Genomic DNA, 14,910 nt, shown 5'->3' with positions numbered 1-14,910 from the left:
TATATGAATACTCTTAATCTATATTTTACGTAACTTTACAGAAAATTGAAATTCAATCTTCTTTCTTCTCAGGAATAAAATATCCGAACCAAAGTAGCCAAATGAAACCGATTAACTTCATCCAATTTCCATCCGCTTGAAAAGCTTCAATCATACCTGGTATTTTATAAACCCCAATAAATCCAAGAAAACCGAGCCACCAGTTTTTTTGCATTTTCATTTTTACTCCTCCTTCATTACGTTTTTCACATTTCGAATCCAAATTTCTTTATACTTTAACTGGAATCCCATGAGCATATAGTTGCTCATATTATCGATCACGAGTGCTAGCGTATGAGCATTTTCTTCCGTTTCATGTTGTAACACAACGCCCAGTCTCGCGCCTTTCTTCAATAAATCGTGGAAACCATGTAAGAAATCCTCTTGTATTTCAAATAAACGTTTCTGGTACTTTTCATTTCGCGATGCAGTTACGATAAATTCATTGATAACGCGTAGTATTCCTTCTTGCCCTTCATACTCAGAGAGCATATGTAAACCATCTGTGATTAGCTTTTCTGCAAAGTTTTCTTTCGTATACTGCTCTTCATCGAAGTAATTTGCGAAATGATAATCAGAAAAAATCTCTTCAAATAAAAAATCAACTAACGCTTCTTTAGAAGAAAAATGATAGTAAATAGCCGGTTTTGAAATACCTACCTCTTTCGCAATCATGGAAAGACTCATCTTCTCAATGCCGTGTTCTGCCATAAGTTTAAATGATGCCTCTACAATGTTCTGCGATGTTTGTAAATTCTTCGTCATACTGTACCTCACTTATTTTTACTTACCGGTCGGTAAGTAAATTATAAAACAAAACGAAATGATTTTCAATTTAATTAGTACTACATAAGGTATTTATAGGAAAATACCGAAAATTATAAAGTAAAAGCAATATATAACAATAAAGAGGATATCGTATGGGACTTGGTGGTAATGGGGTAGTGGGGATAATGGCGGCGGTGAAGCGGGACAAGCTGGTAAGAGCGGATTTTCATTAATCATTTTACTTTTTATCGTATTGATTATAGTTGGAGTTAACTATATCGGACTTGGCTTCTAAGAAAAGGCGTCCCACATTACACATGTAGGACGCCTTCTTTTTAATCCCTATTCAGCAATCGCATACGATAACAATTCATCGTCACTTCTCCAAGTCTTTGCAGCAATTGATAGTTTGCATATGCGCCGACTGGGGCACCGATTACTGGTACGAGCTGAAGCATTTTCGCTAAATCAATATAGTCTCGGTACTCTGTTTGGAACTTTTCCCAGTCCATATGATTTTCTTTTTCTGTATCCCACGTTTCAATTGCTTTCCATATTTCTTTTCTATGATCATCACTTGAAAAGGCGAGTTGGAAAACGTGAAGAATAAAAAGACGCTCTTCTTGTTTACTTGTATCAAATCCATACAACGTTGCTGCATCGAATAAAAATTTAATTTTAATCGTAAGTAAAAGCGGAAAGTCAGCAAGACCGAGTAAAATACCACCAGCCCCCGTCCCTGCTCCTTCTGCCGCAGCTATTTTTTTGTACTCATCCATTTTTTTACGCACTTCATCGTCACGTCTTTGCAGTGACCATGTCGTCTCTTTTAGCTTCGGCTTTATAAAGTTTGACCCGGCGCTGATCGTTTGCACCATCATACGAATCGTCTCTGTTAGTACCTTTTGTACTTTCGCCGGAATGAGCTGTTGCACTTTCGTCTGCACTTTTTTGGAGAACCGTGTCATCATAGAAGAATCTTTCATGAATGTAGCTTTCCACTGCTCCAATTCTTTTATAACCTTCTCTTCGTATGTAATCATAGGTTCATTCCTTTCAATTTAAACGCTCAATGCGCTTCGCCCCGTATTGGTAAACGAAACCGATACTAAATAATATGCTTAGGATAAGTAAAATTCCTGTCATTATGAAATTTTTCGTTGCTAGTGCAAATATAACTGTAAAGATTACGCTCCCGATGATTAGAATCGCATTTAATAAAGTAAGAAAATCTTTCTTCTTCTCTTCTCCCCCAACCGGATACAAATCAAGCCAAATCTTCATACGGTGATGCTTCCATAAAGTTAAGAGCTGATAACCGATTAAGTATAGGAAGATAAAGCTTACGATAAATCGTCCATATAAAAACGGAATGAAGTAAAGAATAACTCCGCCAAGAGCGAGCAGGCGCACATATAATCCAAAATAGTTACCTGATCTTAAAAACGTTCTCGTATATAAGTATAAATATGTACGCTTTTCGCCGATTACCGAAAGAATGAAATCAAGCCATTTCCTACGTGCTACTCTTTCTTTTAATGCTGGTACATCAACGAACATGTTCGCGATGCGGTACAGCAGCATCATTTTCTTACCTTCTTCAGAAATTAAATACTCCCAGTTTAGCGGCTTTCCCTTTACCATTTGATGCATGATAGCGAGGTATAACACCATGAGAAGGACGATTCCGCCAATGAAAAGAACTGAAGTACGTTCTACAAGGAAATATACAAATAAACCGTTTAAGATAAAACGAACAAACCAATCAGCCCTTTGTATATTTTGATCTGTTAAAAATGACTTTTCCCACGCTACAAATAAATTCCACGCTTTTACAATGACAAACGCGAGTACAATCCATATGTAAGCAGCTCCTGTTTGTTTCATTTGTTGGAAATATAACGGGGCAAGCGCAGCTGCTACGATTGCGATTATGTATAACTGAATCATAAATGTAAAAAGAAATGCCTTTGTGAAGTAAGGTTTTAACTTTTCTTCAACTGGCAGTAAGTAAACGAGATCCGCTTCTTTTAATAATGTTTGAATGGATCCAGCCGTTAACACAAGTCCAATTAATACTGCCATTACGAGCGCCGCCGGAAACGAAGTTGTTAACGTTTGTAACCATTGCTGGTAATAATACGCTCCCGCACCGATGATGAACACGAAAATAAATTTCAAATGATCATTAAATACGTATTTACTATATGTACGAACTTCTTTTAGAAAGTGACGAAATCGTTCTTTCCATAACGCTGTGCTATTCATAATCTTCTTCCTTTGTTAGCGCGATGTAAATATCATCTAACGTTGCACCTGGCATATGAAACTGTGATTGCAGTTCAGATAACGTTCCCTTCGCCCTTACTTCACCTTGATGCAAAATAATGAACGAATCACAGTAACGCTCTGCTGTCGCTAAAATATGTGTACTCATTAAAATACCCGCGCCACTCTTTTTCATTTGGTCCATCATTTGAAGAAGCGATTGAATCGCTAACGGATCTAATCCAACGAAAGGTTCGTCTACTATGTAAAGAGATGGCTCCACTAAAAATGCGCTCATAATCATTACCTTTTGTTTCATCCCTTTTGAGAAATGAGATGGAAACCATTTTAAACGATTTTTCATACGAAACTCTTGTAGTAGTTGTCCTACACGTTCTTCATATTGTTTTTCATCAACACCATACGCCATAGCTGTTAATTTCAAATGCTCTTCTAACGTTAATTCATCATATAATACCGGCGTTTCTGGAATGAATGAAAAGCTGGAACGGTACGCTGTCATATCATCACGAATTGTTTTCCCATTAATTGTGACAGTTCCTTTTTTCGGTTCCATTAAACCGATAATATGTTTAATCGTCGTACTTTTACCAGCTCCATTTAAACCGATTAAGCCGACAAGTTCGCCTTTATTAACAGAGAACGAAACGTCTTTTAATACAGGTCGTTTCGTATATCCTCCTGTAACATTTTCTACACGCAATAACTCGCTCATACGACACCACTTTCTTCATTAGTATTCATTCTATATTCATCTTACCAAAAATTATGCCGTACTACATAGTATCCATGTACTCAAAAAAATTTTTAAAATTTATTAGCATATATTTTTCCGAAAGCGGACATCATAATTATTGAAGAAGGAACACATTGAAAAAGCAACCACCAATTGATGAGTACAACAACATAGTGAAGTCATCATGAAATGGGGTGTCCAAGTTGGACAATGAAATTTACACATAACCAGATCATTTGTTTCATTTTCGAAACGGGGTGTCTCTGAAAGAGCATATACTGTTTTAAAAAATAAACAATTTCATTTTAAAAAAGATTGCAATTCATTTCACTTGAAAATGGGGTGTCTACGGCAGAAACTTTAGCCGATTTACCGTGCATTTCTTAAATAAATGAGGTGTCTGCGAAACGTAAATTACGATAATGCTTTTTCAATCCCTCTTCAGAAAACAGGAAGCTGAGTCAGCTTCCTGTTTTTCGTGTTTGTTCTCTTATGTAATTATGGTAAAATACGGCTAAGGATATTTGAAAGGATGAGATCAATGAATCATACAGCAGACAATTGTATTTTTTGTAAAATCATTGACGGGCAAATCCCTTGCTCAAAAGTATACGAAGATGAACATGTGCTTGCATTTTTAGATATTAGTCAAGTAACAAAAGGACATACTCTTGTTATTCCGAAAGTTCACAAACAAGACATTTTTGCGTTAACGCCAGAAATCGCATCACACATTTTTTCTGTCGTTCCAAAAATCGCAAATGCGATTAAAGCAGAGTTTAATCCAGTTGGCTTTAACCTACTTAACAATAACGGTGAAAAAGCTGGACAAACTGTGTTCCACTTCCACCTTCATTTAATTCCACGCTACGGTGAAAAAGATGGTTTCGGTGCTGTTTGGAAATCACATCAAAATGAATACACTATGGAAAATTTACAAAACATCGCAAGTACAATTGCAAATAGTGTGAAATAATGACACTATAAGAAGGCGTAATACATAACAAGCCACTTCCCTGAAGTCATCAAATTCCGCATGGCTTGTTTCTTCACTTAAAATGCTCAGGGATGATTGTTTGTGCATAGCACAGATAAGAAAGATATGCATATTTTTTCCATCATGAATACGAACAAAAAATAAGGAGGTCTCCTTTTATGTCAAAAGCTAAATCCTTTATTACAGGTGTTATTTGCGGCGGAGCAGTTGCTGGACTAGCTGTTCTTTTCTCAACTCCTTCTTCTGGTAAAGACATGCGCGGCAAGTTAAAAGAAAAAGGAAATGATATTAAAAAGACTTTAGCTGATATTACAGCTGATACGAAATTATTAAAACGTCAAATCGTTGAAACTGCTTCAGAAGGTAAAGAAGTGTTTCAAGAATTAAAAGACGATATGCACGATACACTTTCTAACTGGAAGCAAGATATTTCTCAAAACAAGCGCCATATTGAGAAAGAAATTTTGGACATCCAAAAGTCAATTGAGAAACTACAAGAAGCTGTTCCAGAAAAAGCGTAAACAAATTCCTGCTTAGTTTTTTGCATATAACAAATATTTTTTATATAAATTGACCTTGACACGGCATATCGTATAGATATGCCGTGTTTTTATGCATTTACAATATATGTTATCACTTAACATGTAAGGACAACGTATGTATTCACGACTCATAAAACGCTTCCATAGTTATGCATGATTTGTATAGAATGTCATTTTTCCGAAAAATTTTCACAATTCTCACAAAAAGACTTTATTAATTTTTATTTTACTGGCATAATAGATAGTAATGAAAAAAGAATGTTAAAGTGGGTGAGTAAATGAAAAGTGGAGAAAAAGATTACTCGGTAAAAGAAGCGATGATTTTCAGCCAACGCATTGCTCAATTATCGAAAGCGTTATGGAAATGTGTAGAGAAAGATTGGCAGCAGTGGATTAAACCTTACGATTTAAATATTAATGAACATCATATTTTAACAATCGCTTATCATTTAAAAGGGGCTTCTATTTCTGAGATTGCTAAGTTTGGAGTTATGCACGTATCAACAGCGTTTAACTTCTCGAAAAAGCTGGAAGAACGCGGCTATCTTGTATTCTCAAAAAAGGAAGATGATAAACGAAATACGTACATTGAAATTACAGACAAAGGGGAAGAATTACTACTTCGCTTAATGGAGGAGTATGATCCTGAAAATAATTCAGTGTTTAATGGGGCTCTTGCACTCCGTAATTTTTATGGGAAGTTCCCAGAAAATATCGAACTGATTGCAATCCTGCGTAATATTTACGGACAAGACTTTATCGATATTTTTGAGAAATCATTAGAAGATATTGAAGAGAACTTTACAGAATCCGATCAAAAGTTAGTTAAGAAATAATCTATTTATTTTTTCGCAATCATGCTTAAGAATTCATTCATAAGCGGCTTAAATAAACCTTGTTTTGCTAGCGCTTCCGCAGTTTCGTGTACTTCGAGCTGATGTGGAAGCGCTTTTTCAAATTGATCTAACAGCGCATCGAACAAAAGAAGCCCTTCTGCTTTCTCCACTACATATTGCTCGTTCAGTTTTTCACAAAGATTTAGTATACGTTCAATATCTTTTTTACGAGCTTTTTTCTTTATGATCAAAGAATAAAATGGACACTTCTCTTCATCAATCATTTTAAATAGTAGGTCTACATAGTATTCAGCTTGTTCTAATCTTCTAACAACGTCCATTTTCTCCCTCACTTTCTAACACAAAGTCTTCTATTTCTGAATTTTGTAACACGAACAAAATATCGTGTGATACAATGTATGTATATGTATTTTAGCCAAAAGGAGGTCTCGCCTCATGACACTTATAACAGTTGTTTTTGTCGCATTCGCACTTCTTGTTATATTTTACACGAATTTCATGACACATACACTGTGTGAACGAAAACAAATAGCTGCGAGCCGCCAGCCCGGTGTCTTTCGGGTTATTAATGTATGTATAACAATTTTATTAATTTCTAGTTATATAGAAATTATATTTCATGGAAAGTGAGGAAGGAAAGCCCCTTCCTCACTTTTTTCCTCTATAAGCAAATTATACCTACAATAACCAATAAAATAAACAGTACAAGTAATAAAATAAGTTGAGAATTCATCCCCATCCCCTCCTCTATTCTGTATATGCGGCATGCGCCCAATATGGCACACTTTCAAAATCTGACACGTGCTGGTTAATTTTTCTTTATCAATATGAAAACGGTTCGAAATATGATATATTAAATTTTGTACATATTGCTTATACTATAGAACAAAACATTCATCAAAACTTTATCCTCAGCCACGGTAAGCCCTGTTAAGCGCGCTTTACCAATATAAAAAAGCAAAAGTATCAGTGAGACTTAATCGGGCTCTTATGAATCAAAATTCATTGGTGTAGGATAAATTAAAAATACATAATAGTAGGAGTGTTTATTGAATGAAGAAAGCTATGCTTGCCTTAGCCGCAACAAGTGTAATCGCATTATCAGCATGTGGAACATCATCATCAGACAAAATCGTTACATCTAAAGCTGGTGACATTACAAAAGAAGAATTCTACGATCAAATGAAGACACAAGCTGGTAAACAAGTACTAAACAACATGGTTATGGAAAAAGTACTTATTAAAAACTACAAAGTTGAAGACAAAGATGTAGACAAAAAGTTCGATGAAATGAAAAAACAATACGGTGATCAATTCGATACACTATTAAAACAACAAGGTATTAAAGAAGAAACTATAAAAACTGGTGTGCGTGCTCAATTAGCTCAAGAAAAAGCTATCGAGAAAACAATCACTGATAAAGAACTAAAAGAAAACTACAAGCCTGAAATTAAAGCAAGCCACATCCTTGTAAAAGATGAAGCTACTGCGAAAAAGGTAAAAGAAGAACTTGGACAAGGTAAATCTTTCGAAGAGTTAGCGAAACAATATTCTGAAGATACTGGTTCAAAAGAAAAAGGTGGAGACCTTGGCTACTTTACTGCTGGTAAAATGGTTAAAGAATTCGAAGATGCTGCTTATAAACTGAAAAAAGATGAAGTAAGCGAGCCTGTAAAATCACAATTCGGTTACCACATCATTAAAGTAACAGACATTAAAGAACAAAAACCATTTGATGAAGTAAAAGGCGACATCAAAAAAGATCTAGTTCAGAAGAAAGCACAAGATGCTGCATTCATGAATGATCTTATGATGAAAGAAATCAAAAAAGCTGACGTAAAAGTTGACGATAAAGATTTAAAAGATCTTTTCGAAGAGAAAAAAGCTGACGATAAAAAAGAAGAAAAGAAATAATGCAGTAAAAAGCTTGGGCTTAGGCCCGAGCTTTTTTTATCCCCTCTTCTCCCGGTAGTTATATCTAGATTCGGTAAATGAAATTATATCGGCGATTTTTCAAATATATCGACCGCAACTCCAATTATATCGGCGATTTTCAAAATATATCAGCGCAACTCCAATTATATCAGCGATTTTCGAAATATATCGACTTACCGACAAAAAACGACAACAAGCGTGACTCCCTCTTCAAACACAAAAAAACCTTGATCCACGCCACGTAGAACCAAGGTTTATCTTATTATCATTGATTAAATGAAAAAACTATGTTAAATTAGAACAGAAACACGTTTCACAAAACAAAAGGAACGTATTTACCCGTATCTTAATTTTACACCAAAACACATCTTCAGTCAACCTCTATTTTTCACTTTTAAAGGAGTGCTACCGTATGAATAAAAAACTTGATCAAGAGCAAAAACGATTGGATACCGTAATTGAAACAATTACGGAGCAAATTGATAAACTGGAAAACGAAACTGGCAGACGCCGAGCAGAAGTAATCAATATTCGTAAACACTTTTGGGATGATGTGAAAGTGAACACGGATACTTTCGATGATTATCTTGAAACAGTTATCAACTTAAGACAACAAGCTCAGTCACTAGCTGTCACACAAATTACCCATAAGCACACCTTTAATCGACTTGCCGCATTAAGACGTATGCATAAAGCACCTTATTTCGGAAGAATTGATTTTAAAGAAGAAGGAGAATCTGCCGCAGATCAAATTTATATCGGCGTCGCTACACTTACTGATGCAAGCGGAGAAAACTTCCTTATATATGACTGGCGCGCACCTATTTCGAGTGTGTACTATGATTATCCACCAGGACCTGCTGAATATAGTACACCAGACGGCGTAATCCACGGTAACGTGGAGAAAAAATTACAATACATTATTCAAAATGGCGAGATTGATTCTATGTTCGATACGAGCCTTACAATTGGTGATGAAATCTTGCAACAAGCGCTTGGAAAAGGCACGAACAAACATATGCAAAGCATCGTCGCTACGATTCAGCGCGAGCAAAATGAAATTATCCGTCACGATGAAGGCCGACTCCTTATCGTGCAAGGAGCCGCTGGTAGTGGTAAAACATCAGCGGCATTGCAACGAATCGCCTACTTACTATATAAATATCGCGAATGGCTAAAAGCAGATCAAATTATTCTCTTCTCTCCTAACTCTATGTTCAATAGCTACGTTTCTAACGTACTACCTGAACTCGGTGAAGAAAATATGCAGCAAGTTACATTCCAAGAATATTTAAATCATAGACTAAGTAAGTCATTTGAAGTTGAAGATCCTTATGAGCAATTGGAATATATGTTAACTGAAACGAATAGCCCTACCTATAAAACGAGAAATGCGAGCATCCGATTTAAAGCATCCACTCAATTTTTCGAGATGATTAGAGCGTACAGACAATCTCTTGAATCTTCAGGTATGCTATTTAGAGGAATGAAATTTAGAGGAAAACTAATCGTCTCAGCTAAAGAAATTACAGAGCAATTTTATAATACTGACTCCTCCCTCCGCTTCCATAGTCGAATTGAGAAGTTAACGGATTGGCTAAATAAGCAAATAGATGCACTTGAAAAAGCAGAACTGAAAAAGCCTTGGGTAGAAGAAGAAATTGAATTACTTAGTAAAGATGAATACCAAAAGGCTTATAAATATTTACAGAAAAAAGGCGAGTTTGACGACAACTCCTTTCATGATTTTGAAAAAGAAACGAGAGTACTTGGACGTATGATTGTCCGTAAAAAAATGAAGCCACTTCGTAAAGGCGTTCAAACATTGCGTTTCATCAATTTCACAGGCATATATAAACAGCTCTTCACAGATGCATCATGGGTTACTGGGGAAAAACCAAAAGAGTGGGATGACATTTGCTCATTAACAGTAAACATGCTCGATGAAGGAAAACTATATTACGAGGACGCAACTCCATTTTTACTTTTAAAAGAGTTAATTGAAGGCTTCCAAACGAACAGATCGATTAAACACGTACTCGTAGACGAAGCGCAAGATTATTCGCCGTTTCAGTTCGAGTTTTTAAAACGTCTCTTCCCTGCCGCGAGAATGACAGTACTCGGCGACTTTAACCAAGCGATATTTGCTCATGCGAGTGAAACAGTTAATTTCGATACACTTACAAATTTATACGGTCCAGACGAAACAAACGGCATTAACTTAACTCGTAGCTATCGCTCCACAAAACCGATTATTGAATTCACACGCGCTCTCGTACCGGAAGGCAAGAACATTCACGCCTTTGAACGTGACGGCGAGAAACCCACAGTGACGAAAGTAGCGAATGAGAGCGAACTGCACGAACATATTACTGCCAAAGTTGCTGAACTACAAAAAGAGCAGCACAATACAATCGCAATTATATGTAAATCCGCAGCTGAAAGCGCCGCTGCATACGAAGCACTTAATCATATCGATAATATTAAACTCGTGAAGAGTAACTCAGCCGAGTATGAGCAAGGCATTGTCGTGATCCCTGCTTACTTAGCGAAAGGTATCGAATTTGATGCCGTTATTATTTACGATGCTTCTAAAGATGTGTACAGCACTGAGAGCGTTCGTAGATTGTTCTACACTGCTTGTACGCGCGCGATGCATGAATTGCAACTTTATAGCGTTGGCGAGGTTAGTCCTTTTGTGCTTGGGGCTGATTCGTATAGTTTTGAGCTAATAACTAAAACACCTTGATGATTATCAAGGTGTTTTTCTCATTCTAAAAGGAATATCTTTACGTCGATATACACTTAACACAATTCCCATTATAAATGCATGAAACAGAGTTGGTATCAATCCGTAGCTAATAAATGGTAATGATATAGAAACACGTGGTAATATCCCGAGGGTCATGCCAACATTACAAATAAAATGGATTACAAAAAGAGTCACTCCGCCAACGAGAAGCAATTTACCATAACCATCATTTATTTTATAAGCTATGTTCATTATTCTTACTGCAAAAAGAGAAAGAATCACGACAAGAACTAGCGCAAGTACATATCCATAATAGTAAGTCAAACTTGCAAATACAAAATCAGTATGAGTAGCAGGGATAGACTTTATATTTTCATATGTACCAAACCAACCTGCCGATGCCATTGCCTCTTTTAAACGTAAATACCATAGATCATGCTCTGGATTTAACATTCCTAAAATTCTGGCCATACGGTATTCTTTTACAGCAGACCAGGAAAGTAGATCCCTAATAATCAATGGTACAATAGGTAAAATCGTAATGAGCCATGCCGTTTTCTTTCCTAACTTACTCCACCAAAGCATAACAAATACCATCGTAATATAGATGAAAATTGGTAAAAGAATTGATGTAGTTGAAAATAGATATAAAGAAAATACGTACAACATGAGAAGATGCATAAGCTTTAACCTACTATTATTGAAAAAAGAAGCCCAAGCCAGAAAGAAGAATGGTATCGTCATTAAACAGTCAATTGTGATGGGACCAATTTTTATGATTGCCTCTCCAATCACGTAACCAGTCGGAAAACATTTTATCATTAATAAGATCAGTACCCCAATTGTATAAAACAACCATCCAAACCTCTCTAACTTCCGATAATCAATCAGCATTATCCCAACAGCTGTTACAACACCGAGAATAACAAATATCACCTTATTCATGAATAAGTCAGCATGTCCAAAAGTTATAACCGGCAAAAACCCTAACCCCATCGCAGCCACTAATAAACCAATTAAAAACCAATCCACCTTTGGTTTATACAGTTTGTTAAGTTCTTCGCCAAGTTTGACCGGACTTCCCATTTGTTCAACGGCCTTATCTTCCGCAACTGCCTCACTTAACCCTTTCCCTATCCACATATTCTTCGTCTGTTTTAAGTGAAATTCTAGTTCCGTTACCACCAAGTCCTTCGCTTCTTTTGATTTAATATGGTTCGTAACTTCCTTTAAAAAACGCTCCCCTTTTTTGTTCAATTTTTTCTCACTCCTGTACTAATCCTTTTAATATAAATCGTGCCTTCGTAGCATTCTTCTCTGCCTTTCGCAGCATCTTGTTTCCTTTATCATTTAATTGATAATATTTAGCTCCTACGTGATCCCAGTTAGATTGGATAAAGCGATTCTGTTCTAGACGATGTAATAAAGTGTATAGAGACCCTTCATCACCTTCGAATTTTTGAATCCCTCTCCCTCTTAGTAACTGCATCAATTCATAACCTGTTTTTTCATTCATAAGAAGTTGTAACACTGCTAAAAGGATATCTTCTTCCTTTTCGGACGATTGCTTAATTTTTTCGCGCACCTGCTTCTGGTGTTGATCAGAAAAACTCAAATGTTTAAACGTTGTGTTCTCCATTGATTTTCGCAAGCCTTTTAATCGATCTTCCATTTGATTATCCCTCCAATCCTTTCTTCAAAAGCTCCTTCGCTTTTTTCAGTCTCGTTTTTATCGTGTTTTCTTTCACGTCTATTACAGTAGCAATCTCTTTAATTGATAATTCTTCATAATAAAATAGATAAATGACTTCTCGATATTTTATCGGTAAATTCATTACCGCAGAAGCGAGCTCACGATCCTCCGCATTTTGCATAACAGTTTGTTCGACACTATCATTTTGAACCCCCATATAAGCAGATTCATCCTCTGTCACGATCACCTTTTTGTTATACCAACTTTTTATATAGTCCTTACATTGATTAATCGCAATTCTCCATAACCACGTTTTCACATTCGACTTCCCTTTGTATGTATGAAGAGACTTATAACATTTCACAAATATATCTTGCGTTACATCCTCAGCGATTTCTTTATTGTTTACATATGAATACACAAGCTGCAGGACTTCTTGTCCATACTTGTTCATGATTTCATCGATAAGGAGTTCCTTATCTTCTATTTCAAACGCTTCTACCGTTAATTCATCCACATCATTTCCTCCTTCCCATATATTAGACGACGCACTGTATAGAAAAGTTTTATAAATGTATAAAAAATACGGACGGCAATAACGTTTTTTTATAAAACACTTTCCAGCCACTTACATATAATAAACCGAATAGTCGTTACAATACATTCACTGAAAGAGCGACTCTCTCCCAAGGCGCTCTTTCAGTTTGTGATAAGGGTTTTATCGTAGTGCTCTAGTAGTTCTGGATCTTCATAAATGTTTTTATCAAATTCATCATCCAAAAGCTTCTAGGTAATTTTCTTTGAGCAGGGTGTATCCTCCGCTAAATTAAAAAGAGAACTCATTTAATTTAATAGTTCGCCTTTTAAATATTACCGCAATTTTCTATGTTAAAATTAATGTTGGAGGTGTTTCTTATGGAGGAATTGCAAGAAATTTTAGAGAAAAGCAACTATACATATGCAATAATTCAACACGAAAAACCGATACACTCAAGACAAGAGGGCTCAGAGTATTTTGGGATTGAAGTTGGGCAAACAGCTCCAACGATGATACTAAAAACCGATAAAGGCTTCTTTGTGTTAATTGTATCTGGAAGCCGTAGTAAAATTAATTTTGAGAAAATAGCTAATATTTTAGGTTGTAGTAAAGTGAAATTAGCATCTCCAGAGGAAGTTCAAAAAGTTACAGGCTTTCAGGTAGGAAGTGTTCGTATGGTAGGTCTTGATTTACCTTGTGTGATAGACAAACGACTTTTCCATTATGATTATATTTACGGAGGTACTGGTCAATCAACATTTACTTTAAAACTTGAACCACAGGCCTTAAATGAATTAAATCAAGTGATCGCAACTTTCGATTAATAGGGAATACTACATTTTCTTGTTTAACAAACGGGTGCCATTTTTTGAATAAAACCTAAATTTCCAAACCACTTTATTGTTATATTTTTTTAGTGTAGTAAAGTATCTTACATCAAGATTAAACAACTATATTTTTAACCCCGTCCTAAATTTAGAACGGGGTTATACTTGTTTGGGCTTTTAAATTAAATAACTTTATTGTCATTTTACAATATCTACATTTAGTTTTGGATTTTCTGCTAACTCTTCAGTCGATTCAACCTCAATTTCTGAAGTGAACGGAATTACATACAGATATACCATCTAGATTTTAGGATCATAAGTAATTAATTTTTTTATGATACACCTCATATCCGTATTCATTTGTCTTGTTCCCTATTTTAAAACATAATACAATTGAAATGTAACTTAATAAGCTATAACTAGTAGGTGTGGTAATCATCTCTTCCATTTTGAAAAAAGGGGGGAGGTGATAAAATGATCGCGATGTTTGTCATTAAATTAGTGTACGGTATCCTAACCGGAGCTGGCGTTGTCATCGGTAGAAGATACGTCGGTCCGTGGCTAATTTCTGTATACAAAAAAGCGAGAACCACCCTGCTTCGTGGAAAAGGTAAGGGCGGTTCTCGGCTAAAACGTTAATGTAATTGTCTTATAACCGCACCTACTACCACCACAATAGCAAGTTAGGTTACACAAGGCAGAAGTTTCTCAGGCTTCTGTCTTCTTTATTTTATGCAAAATTCACACTACATACTCTATCATCATTGTAACACATTTTATTTATTTTTAGTCAAGAGAAAAAACCACCTAAAGGCTCCCCTTCAGGTGGTTCTCTATTTTATGCTAACGCAGCTGCCTGTTCTTGTTGATCTAGACTTTTTCTAGTTCAGCTGTGCCGCTCTCATCATTTATAGCACCAATAAAGACGGATTATGTA

16 protein-coding genes and 2 pseudogenes are annotated in these 14,910 nt (G+C 35.8%); 8 read left to right on the top strand and 10 right to left on the bottom strand.

The window, feature by feature from the left end; translation table 11 throughout:
- Positions 1-52: 52 nt before the first annotated feature.
- Together F3I02_RS13835 and F3I02_RS13830 are read right to left on the bottom strand one after the other, a co-directional pair.
- Positions 53-220, bottom strand: coding sequence for a hypothetical protein (locus F3I02_RS13835; RefSeq protein ID WP_000783813.1), 168 nt, complete (start codon positions 218-220; stop codon positions 53-55).
- 2 nt (positions 221-222) lie between these two features.
- Positions 223-804, bottom strand: a complete 582-nt coding sequence (locus F3I02_RS13830) for a TetR/AcrR family transcriptional regulator (protein ID WP_061883865.1) — start codon at positions 802-804, stop codon at positions 223-225.
- A 155-nt stretch (positions 805-959) separates the two neighbouring features.
- On the opposite strand from F3I02_RS13830, the pseudogene F3I02_RS13825 reads away from it, so the two are divergent.
- Positions 960-1,102, top strand: a pseudogene (locus tag F3I02_RS13825) (YjcZ family sporulation protein).
- 40 nt (positions 1,103-1,142) lie between these two features.
- On the opposite strand, the gene ecsC reads toward F3I02_RS13825, so the two are convergent.
- Genes ecsC through ecsA form a run of 3 tightly spaced genes read right to left on the bottom strand, consistent with a single transcriptional unit; the run spans position 1,143 to position 3,811 of the window.
- Complete coding sequence (gene ecsC / locus F3I02_RS13820) at positions 1,143-1,850, bottom strand: ecs operon protein EcsC (protein ID WP_000634142.1); 708 nt, start codon at positions 1,848-1,850, stop codon at positions 1,143-1,145.
- Between the two features lie 13 nt (positions 1,851-1,863).
- Positions 1,864-3,075 (bottom strand): ABC transporter permease EcsB, encoded by a 1,212-nt coding sequence (gene ecsB, locus F3I02_RS13815; protein ID WP_196478075.1) that lies wholly within the window; start codon positions 3,073-3,075, stop codon positions 1,864-1,866.
- Positions 3,068-3,811 (bottom strand): ABC transporter ATP-binding protein EcsA, encoded by a 744-nt coding sequence (gene ecsA / locus F3I02_RS13810; protein ID WP_001292602.1) that lies wholly within the window; start codon positions 3,809-3,811, stop codon positions 3,068-3,070. Before ecsA ends, ecsB begins: the two co-directional genes overlap by 8 nt.
- 562 nt (positions 3,812-4,373) lie before the next feature.
- Between ecsA and F3I02_RS13805 the strand changes: the two genes are divergently transcribed.
- The 3 genes from F3I02_RS13805 to F3I02_RS13795 all read left to right on the top strand — a co-directional run bounded on the left by F3I02_RS13805 (position 4,374) and on the right by F3I02_RS13795 (position 6,207).
- Entirely contained in the window at positions 4,374-4,808 is a 435-nt protein-coding gene (locus F3I02_RS13805; RefSeq protein WP_001016835.1) for an HIT family protein, read from the top strand.
- A 179-nt stretch (positions 4,809-4,987) separates the two neighbouring features.
- On the top strand, positions 4,988-5,350 hold the full coding sequence (locus F3I02_RS13800; protein WP_000030300.1) for a YtxH domain-containing protein: 363 nt from the start codon (positions 4,988-4,990) through the stop codon (positions 5,348-5,350).
- Positions 5,351-5,649: 299 nt separating this feature from the next.
- The gene (locus tag F3I02_RS13795) at positions 5,650-6,207 is read left to right on the top strand and encodes an HTH-type transcriptional regulator Hpr (protein ID WP_000834924.1); all 558 of its coding nucleotides are present in this window, start codon (positions 5,650-5,652) and stop codon (positions 6,205-6,207) included.
- A 5-nt stretch (positions 6,208-6,212) separates the two neighbouring features.
- Here the strand turns inward: F3I02_RS13795 and F3I02_RS13790 are convergent, their stop codons facing one another.
- Positions 6,213-6,548, bottom strand: a complete 336-nt coding sequence (locus F3I02_RS13790; protein ID WP_000383655.1) for a DUF1878 family protein — start codon at positions 6,546-6,548, stop codon at positions 6,213-6,215.
- A 115-nt stretch (positions 6,549-6,663) separates the two neighbouring features.
- On the opposite strand from F3I02_RS13790, the gene F3I02_RS13785 reads away from it, so the two are divergent.
- The 3 genes from F3I02_RS13785 (at position 6,664) to helD (ending at position 10,912) form a co-directional block, all read left to right on the top strand.
- On the top strand, positions 6,664-6,858 hold the full coding sequence (locus F3I02_RS13785) for a hypothetical protein (RefSeq protein ID WP_000172690.1): 195 nt from the start codon (positions 6,664-6,666) through the stop codon (positions 6,856-6,858).
- Between the two features lie 423 nt (positions 6,859-7,281).
- Positions 7,282-8,142, top strand: a complete 861-nt coding sequence (gene prsA, locus F3I02_RS13780) for a peptidylprolyl isomerase PrsA (protein ID WP_000710058.1) — start codon at positions 7,282-7,284, stop codon at positions 8,140-8,142.
- Between the two features lie 433 nt (positions 8,143-8,575).
- Positions 8,576-10,912 (top strand): RNA polymerase recycling motor HelD, encoded by a 2,337-nt coding sequence (gene helD, locus F3I02_RS13775; RefSeq protein ID WP_131250239.1) that lies wholly within the window; start codon positions 8,576-8,578, stop codon positions 10,910-10,912.
- 6 nt (positions 10,913-10,918) lie between these two features.
- Here helD and F3I02_RS13770 read toward each other — a convergent pair whose 3' ends face one another.
- From F3I02_RS13770 to F3I02_RS13760, 3 genes are read right to left on the bottom strand one after another with little or no spacing between them, the layout of a single operon-like run.
- Positions 10,919-12,172 (bottom strand): FtsW/RodA/SpoVE family cell cycle protein, encoded by a 1,254-nt coding sequence (locus F3I02_RS13770; RefSeq protein WP_131250237.1) that lies wholly within the window; start codon positions 12,170-12,172, stop codon positions 10,919-10,921.
- A 7-nt stretch (positions 12,173-12,179) separates the two neighbouring features.
- The gene (locus F3I02_RS13765) at positions 12,180-12,587 is read right to left on the bottom strand and encodes a PadR family transcriptional regulator (protein WP_196478074.1); all 408 of its coding nucleotides are present in this window, start codon (positions 12,585-12,587) and stop codon (positions 12,180-12,182) included.
- A 4-nt stretch (positions 12,588-12,591) separates the two neighbouring features.
- Positions 12,592-13,125 carry a sigma-70 family RNA polymerase sigma factor gene (locus tag F3I02_RS13760; protein ID WP_000344022.1) on the bottom strand — a complete coding sequence of 178 codons (534 nt, stop codon included), beginning with the start codon at positions 13,123-13,125 and terminating at the stop codon, positions 12,592-12,594.
- Between the two features lie 398 nt (positions 13,126-13,523).
- On the opposite strand from F3I02_RS13760, the gene F3I02_RS13755 reads away from it, so the two are divergent.
- Complete coding sequence (locus F3I02_RS13755; protein ID WP_000391907.1) at positions 13,524-13,970, top strand: aminoacyl-tRNA deacylase; 447 nt, start codon at positions 13,524-13,526, stop codon at positions 13,968-13,970.
- 210 nt (positions 13,971-14,180) lie between these two features.
- Here F3I02_RS13755 and F3I02_RS35120 read toward each other — a convergent pair.
- Positions 14,181-14,309, bottom strand: a pseudogene (locus tag F3I02_RS35120) (DUF2283 domain-containing protein); the annotation flags it as partial.
- Positions 14,310-14,910 lie beyond the last annotated feature (601 nt).

Source organism: Bacillus sp. SRB3LM (assembly GCF_015712745.1).
GTDB classification, from domain to species: domain Bacteria; phylum Bacillota; class Bacilli; order Bacillales; family Bacillaceae_G; genus Bacillus_A; species Bacillus_A thuringiensis_K.
The sequence above is the reverse complement of the archived record's forward strand: the minus strand, read 5'-3'. Positions and strand labels throughout refer to the sequence as shown.